Consider the following 17,283-nt stretch of genomic DNA (forward strand, 5'->3'; position numbering starts at 1 on the left):
GTTTTTCCTTTCCTAACGGGAGAATTCCCAGCGTGCGAGGGGATCGTGCGGTCGGAGGGGGCGAGCGGATGCCGAGCTCAGAAGCGACCTCCGCCGCGTCGCGAGCGGCTGCCGGCGCCGCCGAAACCACCGGGGGAGATGCTGCCGCCCCCGCCGAGGCCGCCGAAACCTCCACCGGAGCGCGAGCGGCCGCCCCCGCCGCCGTTCAGCAGCGAGTTGATGACGATGCCGCCCAGGATCGCTCCCATCATGTCGCCGCCCGTGCCCGTACGCGGCGATCCGCCGGATCCTCCGAACATGCCGCCCTGGAAGACGCCGACGTCGCTCTGCGCCGCCTGCAGGGACTGCGTCGCCAGCTCGTGCGCGCGCTGCGCGGCGGCCAGCGCCTGCGCGGGATCGTTCTGTTGCAGCTGGCGGGCCTGCACGAGTGATGCGCCGGCTTCGGCGAGGCGGGTACGGGCCTCAGCGCCGACCGCACCTCGGCGCGAGGAGATGAAGTCCTCCGCCGCGGAGATCTCGCCCTGCGCCTGTGCGATGAGTCCGCCGAGCTGCGCCGACGCGCGCGCGGCACGCTCCTGCTCGTCGCGGATGCCGGCGAGGACCTCGTCGATCTGTGCGTTGGCGCGGTCCAGGCCCTCGCGGGCGAAGAGCGGGCGCTTCGCGGGGCCGGAGACCAGCGGCCGTGCCGCCTCCACCTGGGCGCGCGTGGCCGCGATCACGGGAGCCAGGCGGCCGTCCCGATCCGGCAGGGCCGTCGCCGCGGCGATGTCGGTCTCGAGGTCGGCGATGAGGGCCGCTGCATCCGTCTCCGCCTGTGCGAGGTCGGCGCGCGTGCGGGCGATGGCGTTCTGCAGCACCTCGGCCTGTGTCACGGCATCCTCCGCGGCGCGGATGCTGACCGCCGCGGCTGCCGCATTGCCGGCGGCGATCTGGGCGGCGGCGGTGCCGAGCAGAGTCTCAGCGAACGCGAGGCGCTGCGATGCCTGCTCGGGGTTGTCGGCGATCGCGGCGAGGGCGAGCGGGTCGTACGCGCCCGTCAAGTCGGTGAGTGTCGCGGCGGCCGCGTCGTGCGCGCCCGCGACGCTCACCTTCTTCTCGCGGAGGCGCGCAAGCGCGTCGGGCGCGTTCTGCTCGAGCTTGCGCAGTTCGTCGAACGCCGCCGCCTTCTCGTCGAGCTGCGCGTTGGCGGCTTCGCACAGTTCGATGATGCGCGTATTCCAGGCGCGCGCGTCGTCGTCGCTGTCGGGAGTCTCATCGTCGAGCTTCTGCTTGAGGGAGAAGGCCTCGTCGAGCTGAGCCTTCGCACTGGCCAGCGCCGTTTCGAACTCCCGGGAGGCCTCGTCGCCGAACTGCGCCCGGGCGAACCCGAGCTCCTGCTCGCTCGTCTTGACGGCGTCGTCTGTCTGGACGAGGGCCGAGGACGCGCGGCGCGCGAGATCTTCGAGGCTCACCGGCGGGGGCGAGGGTGATCCCGGGAACGAGCTCGCCGGCGATCGACGCCTGCGCGAGCGGATCACGATCCAGATGACCAGCCCGGCCAGGGCGACGACGACGATGACGAGCAGGATCGGCGTGATGATGCCGACGGGGTCGACCGCTGCGCCACCGGTGCCGCCGGCGATCGCGTCGGCCAGTCCGTCTGCGGCGGCGGTCGCGGCGCCGACCCAGTTACCCGCTGACAGTGCCGGCTGCACCCGTTCGCGTTCGATCGTGGTGAGCTCATCACCGGTCACGGGGCCGGCGGAGGAGCCCGACAGGTAGTACTGACGGCCATCGGTCGAAATCGCCAGGAGGTACTGGTGCGGTCCCAGACCGTTGTTCTGCGCCGTCTCGTTCGCCCAGTCCTCGGGCGCCGACGGATCGGTGAACTGGGGGACGTACGCGACCCAGAGATCGACGCCCGACTTTGCGGTGAGGGCGCGCAAGCGCGTATCGACCTCGGAGATCTGCGCACCGGTCAGCACGCCGGACTGATCCACGACGCGCGACGAGCTGAGAGCCACGGGGCCCGTGGCGATCGCCGCGGTCGCGGCGCCCAGGACGATCGACGCGGCGCCCAGGACGATCGCCGCTGCCGCCGTCAGCGCCAACCACAAACGCGCACGCATGCGTGTTCCTCCCCTGCGCGAGGTGCGGGAACCTCGCTCCTCACGCCGATCCTATGTCGCGAACGGCATGACCCGATAGGCGAGCTGCGGGCATGCCGTGGGTCTTGCCCTCCCCGGCCTGTCCGTGCGCCCGCGGCGGCGGGGGCGGGTATGGTGTCGCGTTCGGAGGAACCATGAACAACGACGGATTCGGCCCCGATCGCTATGGCGCAGACGTCCTGGCCGCGGGATGGCGGGACGCGGGGCGCCGCGCGGTGCCGCGCGTGGCGGCCGCGCCGGACCTCGTCGTGGAGATCGCCAGCGACGGCTTCTGCGGCGCCGTCATCGGCATCCAGTCGGGTCATGTCGAGCTGGAGGACCGCCGCGGTCGCCGTCGACTGTTCCCCCTCGGCGGCGGCTTCCTGATCGATGGACAGGCGGTCGTCCTGGAGGCGCCGAAGGCCGCGGCATCCGGACCCCGCCGCACCGCTTCCGGCTCGTTCGCCGCCGACACGACTCGCGCCCGCGTGGCCCGCGCCTCGCGGATCCTCGTCGAAGGCCGCCACGACGCCGAGCTCGTCGAGAAGGTGTGGGGCGACGATCTTCGGGTCGAGGGCGTCGTCGTCGAGTACCTGCAGGGCGTCGACCTGCTCGAAGAGGTGCTGCGCGAGGAGCCGCCCGGACCGGGACGACGCTACGGAGTGCTCGTCGATCACCTCGTGCCCGGGTCGAAGGAGTCGCGCATCGCCGACGCCGTCGCCCGGGGGCCGCACGGCCCTCACGTGCGGATCGTCGGCCACCCCCACATCGATGTGTGGCAGTGCGTGACCCCGCGTGCGCTCGGCATCGCGGCGTGGCCGGACGTGCCCCGCGGCATCGAGTGGAAGGTGGGCGTGAGCCGGGCTCTCGGGTGGCCCGCCCGCGACCAGGCCGACATCGCCCGCACATGGCAGCGCATCCTCGCAGCGGTGCACAGCTACCGCGACCTCGACCCGGCGCTGCTGGGACGCGTCGAAGAGCTCATCGACTTCGTCACCGCGTGAACCCGTCGTCACCTCTATAACCGGAGTGCTCGCCGGTACCCTGGTCGGATGCCGCACGAGACAGATGCTCCCCGTTTCCGCGACAAGCCCGTCTCGTTCGTGCGCCGCAGCGGCCGGATGAGCGACGCGCAGGAGCGCGCCTGGGCGGAGCTGGCCTCGCGGTACGTCATCGACGTGCAGCGCGATGCCGCGGCGACCAGCGTGCTTCCGGGGACCTCGATCGTGCCCGCCGAGGTGTTCGGCCGCGCCGCGCCCCTGACCGTGGAGATCGGATCGGGCCAGGGTCATGCGATCGTCAGCGCTGCGGCCGCCGCGCCCGACCGCGACTTTCTTGCGGTGGAGGTGTTCCGCGCGGGGCTGGCCCGTACGATGCTCGACGCCGACCGCGCCGGCATCCGCAACCTCCGCCTCGTCGAGGCGAACGCGCCTGAGGTCCTCGAGCACCTGCTGCCGGAGGCCAGCGTGGACGAGTTGTGGATCTTCTTCCCCGACCCGTGGCACAAAGCCAAGCACAACAAGCGCCGACTGATCGCGCCGCCGTTTCCGCCGCTGGCGGCACGGGCGCTGCGCGACGGCGGACGCCTGCGACTCGCGACCGACTGGGAGGACTACGCGCGGCAGATGCGTGAGGTCCTGGCCGCTGCCGAGGAGTTCGTCCCGGCGTTCGACGGTGAATGGGCCGAGCGGTTCGACGGTCGCGTGATGACGGCGTTCGAGCGTAAGGGCATTGCGAAGGGTCGCGAGATCCGCGACCTGGATTATCGCCGTCTGCCGCGCACGGCGTCGGGCGCGTGAGCGCGCCGCCGACCGTGACAGAGGGCGCCGGCGCGCGGCGGCTCGGGATGGGCGTCATTCCCGCCGGGGCGGTGTGCCTGGCCGCCCCGGCGTTCTTCGTCTTGCGCCAGCCGCTGCTCGGCATCGCCCTTCTGGTCGTCGGGGTCGCGGGCGCGATCGCCCTCGAGCGGGGCCGGGTCGCGGCATCCACGCCGTCGCTCGCGCGGGATCTGTCGCTTATCGCGATGGGGATGCTCGTGGTGAGCTCGATCTCGTTGGAGGCGAAGCTCGACACCGTCTCGATGCTGCGGTTCACTCTGGCGCTGGGCGGCGCGGTCGCGCTGCCGTATGCCGTGTCGCGATGGGTCTACCGCGATCGCGCGATCCGCTTCCCCTGGCGCGGCGGGGGACGATGGCGCGGCTGGCAGTGGGGGTGGCTCGGGGCCGTGCTGGCGCTCGGCTGGCTGATCCTGCCGTTCTACTTCATCACGTCGGGCGTGTACCGCAACTGGCCGGTGGTGGACACTCCCGACCTCATCGCCCGGCTCTTCGTCGGCGTCGGCGCCGTGGGCATCTGGGACGAGCTCTTCTTCATCTGCACGGTGTTCGCGCTGCTGCGCCGTCATCTCCCGGATGCCGCGGCCAATCTGCTGCAGGCGGTCGTGTTCGTCTCCTTCCTCTGGGAGCTCGGCTACCGCGCCTGGGGGCCGGTGCTCACCATCCCGTTCGCTCTCCTGCAAGCGGTCATCTTCCTCAAGACCCGTTCGCTGGGCTACGTCGTGACGGTGCATCTGCTCTTCGACGCCGTCGTCTTCGCGGTCCTCGTGCACGCACACAATCCGGGGCTGTGGGACGCGGTTTTCCTCGTCGCGCCCGGGTCGTGATCAGGAAGAACCGCTAGTCTGCACGAAGACCCCGACAGGGTCTCCGGACGAGGGATCCCAGTACCCGGTGAGCGACAAGACTGGCCGGAAGGTCACGTCATGTCCTGGGTCATCCTCATCGTCTCCGGCGTTCTCGAAGCGGTCTGGGCGACCGCGCTCGGCAAGTCCGAAGGTTTCAGCCGACTTGTTCCGACGATCGTGTTCGCCGTCTCGCTGACCGCCAGCATGGGCGGTCTGGCGTGGGCCATGCGCGACATCTCCACCGGCACCGCGTACGCCGTGTGGGTCGGTATCGGGGCCTCGCTCACCGTCGCCTACGCCATGATCACCGGCGACGAGCAGTTCTCGCTCGTGCGGCTGCTGCTCATCCTCGGCCTCGTCGGGTGCGTCGTCGGACTCAAGCTCGTCGGTCACGACTGAGCGCGCCGCGGCATCCGTCGACGCTCAGCGCTCGCCGCGCAGCAACTCCAGCCCCGCGCTCGCGAACTGCCGTGTCGTCGCGGAGGGCAGGAACGCACGCGTGAGTCCGGCGCCGATCCGCGGCAGGTCGGCCTCGTCGCGGAACAGCAGCGACATGGTCTCGTAGCGCGGGTGGAACTTCTGCTTGAAGCGGTGCAGCGACTGGAACCCGTACACCGGCTCGAGCGCATCGGACAGGCGCGTGCTCAGCGCCGCGAGCCCCTGGGCCTCGGGCGGGTACTCGTGGGTGAGCGGTGCGCCGGACAGCGACATGAACTCGGCACCCTCGTCGCGGAAGGCGACGGCCGAGCTGCCGATGAGGTACTCCATCACCGGCCCGAACCCGTGCTCGCGGCGACGCATCAGGTCGAGGGTCCATCCGCGCACGACGCCCTCGCCGTACACCGGCATCCACGACAAGAAGCCGTGCACGTCGCCCCGTGCGTCGAGGGCGAGCGCGATGCGCACCTCGGGGTCGTCCGCTTCGGCGAGCGTTCCGAGCGTGAAGCGCATCTCGGGCAGTTGCTTCTCGCCGACCCACTGGTTCGAGATCGCCTGCAGCTGTGTACGCACACCCCACGACTCGTCGCGCAGATGCGTCAAGCGGAAGGTCATCTCCTCGCGTCCGGCGCGGTTGAGGGTCGTGCGCACCGAGTTCCACCGCTTGCCGGTGTACGCGAGCCCGGGCAGATCGACGATGGTGTCGTCGGCGACGACGAGTGCGCGCCACCCGCCCGGCACGGCCGCCTGCGTGGCCGCCCCGGCGCTGAAGAAGCAGGGGATGAGCGCCGCCTCCTCGGCTGCCGCGATGAACTCGGCCACCGACGCCGCCCGACCCTCCTCGGGACCCAGGGGATCGGCCAGAGCGATCGCCGCCCCCGCACGGATCTGGTAGGCGACGATGCCGGTGCTCGTGCGCAGGTAGCTGTTGCCGTCCCACGTCGTCATCCATGACAGCGTGCCACCGCCGTGGGCGCGGATGAGGTCGGCCACCTCCCGGGAGTCCGGTTGAGCGTCGGGCGTCCCGAGCCCGCTGCGCCGCGCACCGGAGAAGGCGCCGCGCACCACGATCAGATAGACGAGCAGCACGAGCGCGATCAGGCCGCTGCCGATCTCGATTGCGGTCTCGCCGTCGACGGGGACACCGAGGTCGAGACGCACGTCCAGCGTGACGATGACCGCGAGCAGCGCCGCGGCCAGGATGTTCAACGCCAGCAGCACGAGAGCGCAGATCCACGCCCAGCGCCGCGCGCGCCGCAGTCCCTGGGCGATCACGAGCACCACGACGACGTCGATGGCCGTCGTCGTCCAGTCGCTGGAGAGCGGGTCGGTCGTCCCGAACGGGCCGTAGGTCGGGATCAGCGTCAGGATCACTTCGATGCCGACGAAGGCGAGCATGCCGAGGAAGGCGATCAGTCGCTGCTCGCGGATGGTGGCGCGACGCGGTCGCAGGGTGCGGTCGAACACGAGCACGACGAGCACGGCGATGAGGTGGGAGAGGTCGGCCACGGTCCCCAGGACCAGGACCCCGACGATGACAACCGCGATGAGAACGAGCCACGCCCGCAGACGCCACGGCGAGGCCAGCAGGCCGATCACGGCGGCGATGCACGCGAAGGTACCGCCGCTGGCGCCCACGTCGAGGGTGGTCGCGGTGTCCTGCACCCACTCCCAGCCGGAGAAGACGCTCAGCACGGCCAGGAGCAGTGAGGTCGCCAGGACCGCCACGACCTGCCCGATCCAAAAGTACGCGAGTGCGACGCGGGTGCCGCGGGCGTATTCGAGCAGGCCCATCCCGACGAAGCCGAGCAGGGTCGGCACGAACAGCCACGGCTCGGCGACGAAGAAGGTTCCGGTGAGGGGAGTCCACCATCGACCGGCCTCCAGCGCCGGCAGGCCGTACGCCCAGGTGTCCATTCCCGTGCTCTCGTCGAACGGCGACCACAGCCCTTGCGAGAGGATGCCGACGACGAGGATCGCCCCGACGGTGAACAGTGTCGCCGGCACGTGGCGCACGATGCGGATGAGAGCGTGTGCACGGCCCGCGGGGTCGGCGGGCGCGGGGGAGGCGGCGGGGACGGTCTCCGTCATCCCTTCACCGTAGCGGCCCGCAGGCGTCGCATCGAGGACGCGACGCCTGCGGGAAGGCTCACAGCCGTTCCAGCAGTGCGGGGCCGAACACGAGCGCTGCGGCGAGAGGGACGACGAGCAGACCGATCGCGATGACGGCGATGGCGAGCATGCTGCCCAGCACCGAGAGGACCGCGGCGCCGGCGGTGGACGAGGAACGGGTGAGGGTCGAGGTGGTCATGTCTCGACGCTACGAACCGCGGGGTGGGCTCCACATCGTGCCGCGGATGCATCGGCATCCTTCGGGAGGATGATCCTCCCAGGCCTCTCACACCGGGGCGATAGGTTGCCTCTGACACGATCTGTCGGTGTCTCGAACGTCTCGTCCCGTCTCACGCCGCGTGCAGATCCGGCGCCGCCGGGTGACCGTGGGAGTTCTCGCCGTGCTCGCCGCCGCCGTCATCGCGGTGGTGGCCGTCGTGGCTTCCGACCTCAACGGCATCCACCGCTCCGACATCGCGATGCCGTCGGCCAGCCCCGGCGTCGCGCAGAACACGGGAGAGGTCAACATCCTGGTGATGGGACTGGACAGTCGCGTCGATCAGGACGGCAAGCCCTTCCCGCAGGAGATCTACGACGCGATCCACGCGGAGGATGAGAGCGTCGGCGGCTACAACACGAACGTGCTGATGTTCATCCACATCCCCGCCAACGGCGGCAAGGCGGTCGGAATCTCGATCCCGAGGGACGACTACGTCGACTACGCGAACGCGCCCGACGGAGTCACGAAGGGCAAGATCAAGGAGGACTACGGCCGCACGTTCCAGGCCACGTACGACGAGCTGACCGGCAACGGCACCGACGATGCGACGGCGTATCAGCGAGCCCGCGACGCCGCGCGGCAGGCGCAGATCCAGACCGTCTCGTCGTTTCTCGGCGGCGTGCGCATCGACCACTTCGTCGAAGTGACGATGGCCGCGTTCTATCGCGTCGCACAGGCGGTGCAGCCGATCACGGTGTGCCTGAACCAGGCGACGGCCGACACGTTCTCGGGTGCGAACTTCGCCGCGGGGATGCAACAGATCGATGCCGCGCAGGCGATGGCGTTCGTGCGGCAGCGTCGCGACACGCAGTACGAGAACGTCGATCTCACCGACCTCGACCGCACGCGCCGGCAGCAGGCGTTCATGATCTCCCTCGCCGTCAAGCTGAAGAGCGCCCAGACCTTCACCGACTTCGGCGCGATGCGCTCGCTCATCGACACGGCGAAGCAGTACGTCGCGATCGATCAGGGCTTCGACCTGCTGAGCCTTGCGAGCACCGCGCAGCGCCTCGCGGGCGGGGACATCACCTTCCAGACGCTGCCGGTCGAGCGGTTCGGCACGATCGACGGAGAGAGCGTCAACATCGTCGACCAGGACAAGATCGCGGGCATCGTGCGCGACCTGCTCAACCCGCCGTCGCCGACCGCCGCGCCGACCGACGCGCCCACCGACGCCGCGAGCGACGCGCCGAGCTCTCCCTCCGACGGGGCCGACGGGTCATCGCCGTCGCCCTCGGGGTCGCCGACCCCGCAGAGCTACACCAACTCGCAGCAGCCGATGGTCTCGGGTGCGGTGCCCTGCGTGAACTGACGCGGGGCAGATCCATAGCCGCACGCCCTCCCGGTGCCGTCCTGATCGGCGTACCGTCGAGATGACAGCGACGATCCGGCCGCTGCCGTTGCATGCGAAGGAGCAGCCATGGAACAGGCGTCGGGATTCACGGGGCAGACGATCATCGTGACGGGGGCGGGATCGGGCATCGGTCGGGCGACCGCGTTGCGCTTGCATCGTGAGGGCGCTCGCGTGATCGGCGCCGACGTCTCCGCCGAACGTCTCGACGCACTGCGTGCCGAGGCGTCGGACGAGCGAATGGTGACGGTGGCCGGCGACATCGCCGAGGCGGCGACGATCCAGCAGATCATGGATGCCACCGGTTCGACCGTGGAGGGTCTCGCGAACGTCGCCGGGATCATGGACGCGTTCCTCCCGCCGGCCGAGGTCGACGACGAGACGTGGGATCGGGTGTTCCGCGTGAACCTGACGGCGCCGATGCGGCTGGCCCGTGCCGTGCTTCCCGGGATGATCGCCCGTGGCGGAGGCGCGATCGTCAACGTCGCGTCGGAGGCGTCACTGCGCGCATCGGCGTCGGGCGTCGCGTACACGTCGTCGAAGCATGCGCTGGCCGGGTTCACGAAGAGCGTGGCCTTCTTCTACGGACCGCAGGGCATCCGCGCCAACGCCGTGGCCCCGGGCGCCGTCGCGACCAACATCGAAGCGCCGATGAGGAGCGAGTACGCGGCCGGCCGGATCGGACCGATCATGCAGGCGCTGATGACCCCCGTCGCGACCGCCGAGCAACTCGCCTCGGCGATCGTGTGGCTGCTGAGTGATCAGTCCGCCAACATCAACGGCGTGATCCTGCCGAGCGACGGCGGCTGGTCGACGATCTGAGGGTTCAAAACGATGCGCGCGGTCGCAGGGCGAGGGCCGTCGACCAGACGATTCCCGCGATCGCACACGCGAGCGAAGCAAGCCACCATGTGAGGGCGAGCTGCAGCGTCCACGACCCGTAGCGGTGGGGCTCTTCTGCGCCCAGCTCGGAGAAGGGCAGATCCCAGGCGACCAGAACGATGAACCACGACGTCGCGATCGCCGCCCAGATCCACACCGACCCACGCAGCAACGTCATGCGGATCCACGGCTTCGTGCGGATGATGACTCGCGCTCGCACGACCGCGGCGGCGAGCACACCCATCGCAAAGATGACCCACACCACCGTCGCCGCCACCGTTCTTCCCGTCACAAGCGTGAGCGCGTGGGCCGGGGTGTAGCCGTAGCTTTCGGGAACGCCGACTGTCGCCGCCACCACACCGATAACGATGCTGGCGGTCGCGACCACCGTGAAGACGACGATGATGCGCGTGCGCGCGGTCACCATGGGCGAGATCGTACGCCAGGTGACCTCGGATATGTGGAGTGCCCCCGACAGGAATCGAACCTGCGACCTTTGGTACCGGAAACCAACGCTCTATCCCCTGAGCTACGGAGGCGTACCGATCGAGGGTATCACCGACGGGGCGTCCGCTACGCCGCCGGTCGGCCTGGATCGGGGGTGATCGACGGCCGGCGCCGGCGTGCCTCGGCATCCCTCTGGAGGGTGTCGACACCGGTGTACGCGGACGCCGTCGCGGCGTGCGAGGATACTCCGGTGCAACGCCTCGTGACCGCCGAACTGGACCTCGATCTCGGGGCTTCCGTCGACCTCATCTTCCAGATCGCCGCGGCCCAGCCGGCGCCCGTTCTGCGGGAGGAACTGACGTTCACGCAGGGTGATCGCGTGTACACGCCCACGGAGATCATCGACCAGTCCGGCAGCCGGCTGCACCGTCTGCTCGGCGAGGCCGGACGCCTCGACGTGCGCTACGAAGCGCTGATCGACGGACAGGTCGCTCAGCGCGCCACGAGTGACCTCGAAGCCATCACCTACCTGCGTCCCAGTCGCTATTGCCAGTCGGACGAGGTGTTCTCGCAGGCGCGCCGCCAGTTCCGCGGCCTGCAGGGGCTCGAGCTGATCACCGCGGTCAGCGAGTTCGTCGCCTCCAGCACGACCTACACGCCGGGTCTGAGCCAGGGCACCGACTCCGCCGTCACCACACTCATGACCGGTCAAGGCGTCTGCCGCGACTACGCGCATGTCGTGATCGCGCTGCTGCGGGCCATGGACATGCCCGCCCGCTACGCCGCGTGCTTCGCTCCCGGCCTTCGCCCCATGGACTTCCACGCCGTCGCCGAGGCCTACCTCGACGGCAGCTGGTACGTCATCGACGCGACCCGCCTCGCCAACCGTCGCTCGCTCGTGCGCATCGCCACCGGTCGCGACGCCGCCGACTGCGCATTCCTCAGCTACCACGGCGGCTACGTGGGCCTGCAGCGCATGCGCGTCGACGCGTGCGTCCTGCCCGACGACGCGGCCGACGCCGAGGCGCAGGATGCCGCCGCCGCGGCATCCGATCCCGCCCTCGACGACTTCGCCGAGCTCGTCCAGCTCGTCTGATCCGCACCGGGTGCCGCCGGGCCGGCGTGCGCAACTCCGCCTGAATCGGCCCCGGCCGCACGGGTGGGCGCCTCGCGCCCTTCTCAGATGGAGTTGTGCACGCGCCCCGGTCCGCGGGCGTGCGGGGGCGGAGCGGGGCGGTCGTGCCGTGGCCGCACCGGCCGCCGCCGGGCCGGCGTGCACAACTCCGCCTGAATCCGCGCGGACCGCGGGGTTGGGCTCCCTGCGCCGGCCTCAGACGGAGTTATGCACGCCATCGGGGATCCCACAGGCCCGCGCGCCGGCGCGGATGCCGAGGGACGCGCGCAGGCTGCGGACAGCGGGCGCCCGTAGACTTGACGGGCTATGAATCCCGATGCCCTCGCCGCCGCCCTCCTCGCCGCCATCGCCCCGCTCGCCGAGGCGCGACGACCCGGCGCGAGCGCCGGGCTGACCGCGGCCGACTTCCCGCTGGAGCGTCCGCGCAACCGTGATCACGGCGACTGGGCGTCCAACGCCGCTTTGAAGCTCGGAAAGGCCGTCGGTGCCAACCCGCGCGAGTTCGCGCAGGAGATCGCCGACGCGCTCGCCGCGACCGACGGCGTCGCCAGTGTCGAGGTCGCCGGGCCGGGGTTCATCAACATCCGCCTCGAGGCGGGAGCCGCCGGCGCCCTGGCGAAGACCATCGTCGACGCCGGCGCGGCCTACGGCACCAACGACAGCCAGCGCGGACAGAGCATCAACCTCGAGTTCGTCAGCGCCAACCCCACCGGGCCCATGCACATCGGGCACACCCGGTGGGCAGCCCTCGGCGACGCGATCGCCCGCGTGCTGCTGGCCAGCGGCGCGACGCTCGTCCGCGAGTTCTACATCAACGATGCGGGCGCGCAGATGGACCGCTTCGGGCGGTCGGTGCTCGCCGCGATCAAGGGTGAACCGACACCCGAGGACGGCTATCCGGGCTCGTACATCGGCGATCTCGCGAGCCGCGTGCGCGCCGAGCTGCCCGGAATTCTCGATCTGTCCGACGACGAGCAGCTGGTGCAGGCGCGTGACCGTGCCTACGCCCTGCAGCTTGCAGATCTGCAGGCGTCGCTCGAGAAGTTCAACGTGCACTTCGACGTCTTCTTCAGCGAGCGCGCGCTGCACGCCCACGGCCCGAACGGCGAGCCCAGCCTCGTCGACGAGGCCGTCGACCGCCTCCGCGCGCAGGGCCACGTGTTCGAGCAGGACGACGCCATCTGGGTGCGCACGACCGACTTCGGCGACGACAAGGACCGCGTGATTCGTCGTTCCAACGGCGAGTACACGTACTTCGCCTCCGACGCCGCGTACTACCTCAACAAGAGCGACCGCGGCTTTGCGCACAAGATCTACCTGCTCGGCGCCGACCACCACGGCTATGTCCACCGGCTCAAGGCGCTCGCCGGTGCCGCCGGCGACGACCCCGACAAGGACATCGAGGTGCTCATCGGCCAGCTCGTGTCGGTCAACGGTGCCCGCCTGTCCAAGCGCGCCGGCAACATCATCGAGCTGGACGACCTCCGCGACTGGCTCGGCACCGACGCGCTGCGGTACTCGCTGGCGCGCTATCCCGCCGATTCGCCACTGACCCTCGACCCTGAGATCCTCACGAAGCGCACGAACGACAACCCGGTCTTCTATGTGCAGTACGCACACGCCCGGACGCACAACGTCGCTCGCAACGCCGCCGACTCCGGCGTCGATCGCAGTGTCTTCGCGCCCGAGCTGCTCGACCACGAGAGCGAGTCGGCGCTGCTCGGAGCACTGCAGGAGTTCCCGCGCATCGTGGCCTATGCCGCCGAGGTCCGCGAGCCGCACCGCGTCGCCCGCTATCTCGAAGAGCTCGCGAGCCTCTACCACCGCTGGTACGACAACTGCCGCGTCACGCCGCTGGGCGACGAGCCGGTCACCGACCTGCACCGCACCCGCCTGTGGCTCAACGACGCCACCGGCCAGGTGCTGCGCAACGGCTTGGACATGCTCGGAGTGAGCGCGCCGGAGCGGATGTGACGTGAACGACCAGCACCCCACGCAGCCGCTTCCGGACCCGTCGGCGCGGTGGGTGCTGTCGACGGATGCCGCGGCATCCGCCCCGCGACGGCGAAGCCGCCGCTGGCCCTGGCTGATCGCCGTGATCGCCGTCGCGGTGCTCGCGACGGGCGCGTGGTTCGCGGGGGAGTACATCGCCCGCGGCATCGTCGAGCGGACGATCCGCGATCAGATCGTCTCGCGCCTGGACATCCCCGCCGACCAGCACGTCGACGTGGATGTGCGCGGCGCGGTGATCCCGCAGCTGATCGGCGGACGTCTCGACGACGTCACGGTCTCGGCCGCCGATGTGAGCCTCGGAGCGCTGACCGGCGACGTCGAGGTCCACGCGGCCGGGGTGCCGATCCGCGGGGACGCGCCGCTGACGAGTGCCGCCGCGACCGTCCGCCTCGACCAGGATCAGGTTCGTGCCCTGCTGGGCACCGTCGACGGGTTTCCCGCGGATGCCGTGACGGTGGAGGCGCCCGACATCGTCATGTCGACGGAGCTGAAGGCGTTCTCCCTCTCGGTGCCCGTCGGCGTGAGCCTCACGCCGTCGGCATCAGGCGGCGATCTCGTTCTCACCCCTCGCACCATCCGTGTCTCGGGAGCCGAGGTGTCCGCCGATGTGCTGATCGACCAGTTCGGAGCGCTGGCGCGCACCGTGGTGCGCGACTGGAACGTGTGCGTGAGGCAGTACCTGCCGGCCGGGCTCACGCTCACCGCCGTGCGCGTGGACGGCGCGCAGGTGGTCGCCGACATCGCCGTGGACCCGCGGATCACCGTCGATGCCGCCCTGCAGCAGAAGGGAACGTGTAGCTGAGCGGGCGGTGACGGCGGCGCGGAGCGTCTCGACGCGCTGCGCTCGCTCACCGACCGGGGCGCGCGGGCACCGACGGGAGGGCGTCACATACGCGGGCCGGTATGCGGCGGTGCCCTAGACTTCTAGGACTGCCGGGCGTGACGTCACCGACGGCAGCCCGACCCCACACGATTGGTTCCGCACGTGTCCGCCGCCTCCGACCGCCCGCTCGTGCCCGCGTGGCTCGCCGAACCGGCCGACGCCAACGCGCTCGCCCCGCTGGTGTGGCCGTCCTCGGCCGCGCGTGACGACGACGGCCAGCTCGAGATCGCCGGCGTCGGCGTTCGGGACCTGCGCGCGCGGTTCGGCACTCCTTTGTACGTCCTCGACGAGGACAGTGTCCGCTCACGCGCGCGCGAGGTGCGTGACGCCTTCACCGCGGCCGCGGCCCGTCGCGGCGTGCAGGCACGCGTCTACTATGCCGGCAAGGCGTTCCTGTCGACCGACGTCGTGCGCTGGGTGACCGAAGAGGGCCTCGCGGTCGATGTGGCCACCGGAGGAGAGCTCGCTGTCGCGCTCGCCGCGGGTGCTGACCCCTCCCGCCTCGGCCTGCACGGCAACAACAAGTCGGTCGCCGAACTCGAACGCGCCGTGGAGATCGGCATCGGCTCGATCGTGATCGACTCGCGGATCGAGCTCGAACGACTTGCCGCCATCGTCGAGCGGCGCCTCGCGGACGATGCCGCTCCCCAGGCGGTGCTCGTCCGCGTTAACAGCGGCGTGCACGCGGAGACGCACGATTTCCTGGCGACCGCGCATGAAGACCAGAAGTTCGGCTTCGCTCTGTCCGACGCGCCCGCTGTCGTCGCCCGCATCCGCGAACTACCGGGCCTGCGCTTCGTCGGCTTGCACTGCCACATCGGCTCCCAGATCTTCGGCACCCGCGGATTCGAGGAGTCCGCTGCGCGTGTGGTCGACCTCCACGCGCAGCTTCTCGCCGGCGGTGAGATCCCGCTGCTCAACCTGGGCGGCGGTTTCGGCATCGCGTACACCTCCGTCGACCAACCCACGCCCATCGCCGACCTCGCCGACGGCATCGTCGAGGCCGTCGCGCGCGAGTGCGAGGTGCGCGGCATCGCGCTGCCGAACCTCGCGTTCGAGCCGGGCCGCACCATCGTCGGACGCGCCGGTGTCACGCTCTACGAAGTCGGCACGGTCAAGCCCGTCCGCGCCAGCGACGAGGTGACCCGTCTCTACGTGAGCGTCGACGGCGGCATGAGCGACAACGCCCGACCGGCGCTATACGGCGCGCAGTACTCGGCGCGCCTCGCCTCGCGCACGTCGGATGCCGCGCCCGCCCTGTCGCGCGTCGTGGGCCGTCACTGCGAGTCCGGCGACATCGTCGTCGACGCGGAGTACCTCCCCGGCGACATCACACCCGGCGATCTCCTCGCCGTGCCCGCGACCGGCGCATACTGCTTCTCGCTGTCGAGCAACTACAACTACGTGCCCCGTCCGCCGGTCGTCGCCGTGCGGGGCGGCACCGCCCGCGTGATCGTCCGCGGCGAGAGCATCGATGACCTGCTGGCGCGCGATCTGGGGGTCGCGACCCCCGCATCCGCCGACACGTCCCCGGCCGAGGAGAAGGAATGACCGACTACCGTCGACTGCGCGTGGCCCTGCTCGGAGCCGGAGCCGTCGGATCCCAGGTGGCCGACCTCCTGCGCAAGCACGCCGACGAGCTCTCCGACCGTGCCGGGGCGGCTCTCGAGCTCGTGGGGATCGCCGTACGCAACCCCGACGCTCCGCGCGACGCCGATCTGCCGCGCGAGCTGTTCACCACCGATTCGGAACAGCTGATCGTCGGCGCCGACATCGTCATCGAGCTGATGGGCGGCATCGAGCCCGCGCGCACCGACATTCTGCTCGCGCTGTCGTCGGGCGCCGATGTCGTCACCGCGAACAAGGCGCTGCTGGCCACACACGGCCCCGAGATCTTCGACGCTGCCGACCAGGTGGGCGCCTCCGTCTATTACGAGGCCGCCGCCGCCGGCGCCATCCCGATCATCCGCCCGCTGCGCGATTCGCTGGCCGGCGACCGCGTGCAGCGCATCATGGGCATCGTCAACGGCACGACGAACTACATCCTCGACCGCATGGACACCGAGGGCAGCGAGTTCGCAGACGTCCTCGCCGACGCGCAGCGGCTGGGCTACGCCGAAGCCGATCCGACGGCCGATGTCGAAGGCTTCGACGCGGCTCAGAAGGCCGCCATCCTCGCGTCGCTCGCGTTCCACACGGCCGTTCCCTTGGAGGCGGTGCACCGCGAGGGCATCACCGCCATCGACCGTCAGACGATGGAAGCGGCCCGCCACGCCGGGTACGTCATCAAGCTGCTCGCGGTGTGCGAGCGGATCACGGATGCCGAGGCGAACTCGCCCACCGGCGAAGCCATCTCGGTGCGGGTGTACCCCGCGCTGATTCCGCGCGAGCATCCGCTGGCGAGCGTCCACGGCGCCAACAATGCGGTGTTCGTGCAGGCCGAGGCCGCGGGAAACCTCATGTTCTACGGTGCGGGCGCCGGTGGCGTCCAGACCGCTTCCGCTGTTCTTGGCGACGTCGTCTCGGCCGCCCGACGCCACATCGCCGGCGGTGTGGGCGTCGGTGAGTCCACGCGCGCGAACCTTCCGGTCGTGCCGATCGGCCGCGTGACGACGCGCTACCAGATCACCCTCGAGGTCTCCGACGAGCCTGGCGTCCTCGCCACCGTCGCCGGCATCCTCAGCGAGGGGCGGGTCTCGATCGCGACGATCGAGCAGACCATCGAACCGATCGACCCGCAGCACAACCTCGTTCCGGTCGAACAGGACGTCGCGGGCATCGCGCGTCTGGTCATCGGCACCCATACGGCACGCGAGCAGGACCTCAGCGACACCGTCGACCGTCTCGCCGCCAGCGGCGTGGTCGACCGGGTCGTGTCGGTTCTGCGCGTCGAAGGCAACTGAACTCGCGGTCGCGGCACCGCAAGAAGGAGA

Annotated in this window: 15 protein-coding genes, 1 tRNA gene and 1 riboswitch; of the genes, 11 read left to right on the forward strand and 5 right to left on the reverse strand. The window is 70.5% G+C overall.

The annotated features are described in order from the left end of the window. Positions 1-77 precede the first annotated feature (77 nt). Complete coding sequence (locus CEP17_RS13840; RefSeq protein WP_112932655.1) at positions 78-2,108, reverse strand: TPM domain-containing protein; 2,031 nt, start codon at positions 2,106-2,108, stop codon at positions 78-80. Between the two features lie 173 nt (positions 2,109-2,281). Between CEP17_RS13840 and CEP17_RS13845 the strand changes: the two genes are divergently transcribed. From CEP17_RS13845 to CEP17_RS13860, 4 genes are all read left to right on the forward strand, one after another. Further along, on the forward strand, positions 2,282-3,130 hold the full coding sequence (locus tag CEP17_RS13845; protein ID WP_112932656.1) for a DUF3097 domain-containing protein: 849 nt from the start codon (positions 2,282-2,284) through the stop codon (positions 3,128-3,130). 48 nt (positions 3,131-3,178) lie between these two features. After that, the gene (gene trmB, locus CEP17_RS13850) at positions 3,179-3,925 is read left to right on the forward strand and encodes a tRNA (guanosine(46)-N7)-methyltransferase TrmB (protein WP_112932657.1); all 747 of its coding nucleotides are present in this window, start codon (positions 3,179-3,181) and stop codon (positions 3,923-3,925) included. A gap of 47 nt (positions 3,926-3,972) precedes the next feature. Then, positions 3,973-4,788, forward strand: a complete 816-nt coding sequence (locus tag CEP17_RS13855; protein ID WP_112932983.1) for a CPBP family intramembrane glutamic endopeptidase — start codon at positions 3,973-3,975, stop codon at positions 4,786-4,788. A 22-nt stretch (positions 4,789-4,810) separates the two neighbouring features. Continuing rightward, a riboswitch (guanidine-III (ykkC-III) riboswitch) is annotated at positions 4,811-4,877 on the forward strand. Positions 4,878-4,887: 10 nt separating this feature from the next. Continuing rightward, positions 4,888-5,208, forward strand: a complete 321-nt coding sequence (locus tag CEP17_RS13860) for a multidrug efflux SMR transporter (RefSeq protein WP_036318175.1) — start codon at positions 4,888-4,890, stop codon at positions 5,206-5,208. Positions 5,209-5,232: 24 nt separating this feature from the next. Here CEP17_RS13860 and CEP17_RS13865 read toward each other — a convergent pair whose 3' ends face one another. Together CEP17_RS13865 and CEP17_RS15195 are read right to left on the reverse strand one after the other, a co-directional pair. Continuing rightward, positions 5,233-7,338, reverse strand: coding sequence for a DUF2156 domain-containing protein (locus CEP17_RS13865; RefSeq protein WP_112932658.1), 2,106 nt, complete (start codon positions 7,336-7,338; stop codon positions 5,233-5,235). A gap of 58 nt (positions 7,339-7,396) precedes the next feature. Continuing rightward, complete coding sequence (locus CEP17_RS15195) at positions 7,397-7,558, reverse strand: hypothetical protein (protein ID WP_204359835.1); 162 nt, start codon at positions 7,556-7,558, stop codon at positions 7,397-7,399. Between the two features lie 127 nt (positions 7,559-7,685). On the opposite strand from CEP17_RS15195, the gene CEP17_RS13870 reads away from it, so the two are divergent. Both CEP17_RS13870 and CEP17_RS13875 read left to right on the forward strand, forming a co-directional pair. Next, the gene (locus CEP17_RS13870) at positions 7,686-8,951 is read left to right on the forward strand and encodes an LCP family protein (RefSeq protein WP_239498541.1); all 1,266 of its coding nucleotides are present in this window, start codon (positions 7,686-7,688) and stop codon (positions 8,949-8,951) included. Positions 8,952-9,059: 108 nt separating this feature from the next. Further along, positions 9,060-9,812 (forward strand): SDR family oxidoreductase, encoded by a 753-nt coding sequence (locus CEP17_RS13875; RefSeq protein ID WP_112932659.1) that lies wholly within the window; start codon positions 9,060-9,062, stop codon positions 9,810-9,812. A 4-nt stretch (positions 9,813-9,816) separates the two neighbouring features. Here CEP17_RS13875 and CEP17_RS13880 read toward each other — a convergent pair whose 3' ends face one another. Together CEP17_RS13880 and CEP17_RS13885 are read right to left on the reverse strand one after the other, a co-directional pair. Beyond that, positions 9,817-10,299: a hypothetical protein gene (locus CEP17_RS13880; protein WP_112932660.1), complete on the reverse strand. Its 483-nt coding sequence runs from the start codon at positions 10,297-10,299 to the stop codon at positions 9,817-9,819. A gap of 39 nt (positions 10,300-10,338) precedes the next feature. Next, a tRNA-Arg gene (locus CEP17_RS13885) sits at positions 10,339-10,411 on the reverse strand. Positions 10,412-10,569: 158 nt separating this feature from the next. On the opposite strand from CEP17_RS13885, the gene CEP17_RS13890 reads away from it, so the two are divergent. The 5 genes from CEP17_RS13890 (at position 10,570) to CEP17_RS13910 (ending at position 17,253) form a co-directional block, all read left to right on the forward strand. Continuing rightward, complete coding sequence (locus CEP17_RS13890) at positions 10,570-11,415, forward strand: transglutaminase family protein (RefSeq protein ID WP_039414698.1); 846 nt, start codon at positions 10,570-10,572, stop codon at positions 11,413-11,415. A 345-nt stretch (positions 11,416-11,760) separates the two neighbouring features. Next, entirely contained in the window at positions 11,761-13,428 is a 1,668-nt protein-coding gene (locus tag CEP17_RS13895; RefSeq protein ID WP_036319900.1) for an arginine--tRNA ligase, read from the forward strand. Position 13,429: 1 nt separating this feature from the next. Further along, positions 13,430-14,269, forward strand: coding sequence for a DUF2993 domain-containing protein (locus tag CEP17_RS13900; RefSeq protein ID WP_036319897.1), 840 nt, complete (start codon positions 13,430-13,432; stop codon positions 14,267-14,269). Between the two features lie 183 nt (positions 14,270-14,452). Then, the gene (lysA, locus tag CEP17_RS13905; protein ID WP_036319894.1) at positions 14,453-15,901 is read left to right on the forward strand and encodes a diaminopimelate decarboxylase; all 1,449 of its coding nucleotides are present in this window, start codon (positions 14,453-14,455) and stop codon (positions 15,899-15,901) included. Then, positions 15,898-17,253 (forward strand): homoserine dehydrogenase, encoded by a 1,356-nt coding sequence (locus CEP17_RS13910; RefSeq protein WP_112932661.1) that lies wholly within the window; start codon positions 15,898-15,900, stop codon positions 17,251-17,253. The genes lysA and CEP17_RS13910 overlap by 4 nt, the downstream gene beginning before the upstream one ends. Positions 17,254-17,283: the final 30 nt, after the last annotated feature.

The sequence above is a fragment of the Microbacterium sp. PM5 genome, from assembly GCF_003293595.1.
In the GTDB taxonomy this organism is placed as follows: domain Bacteria; phylum Actinomycetota; class Actinomycetes; order Actinomycetales; family Microbacteriaceae; genus Microbacterium.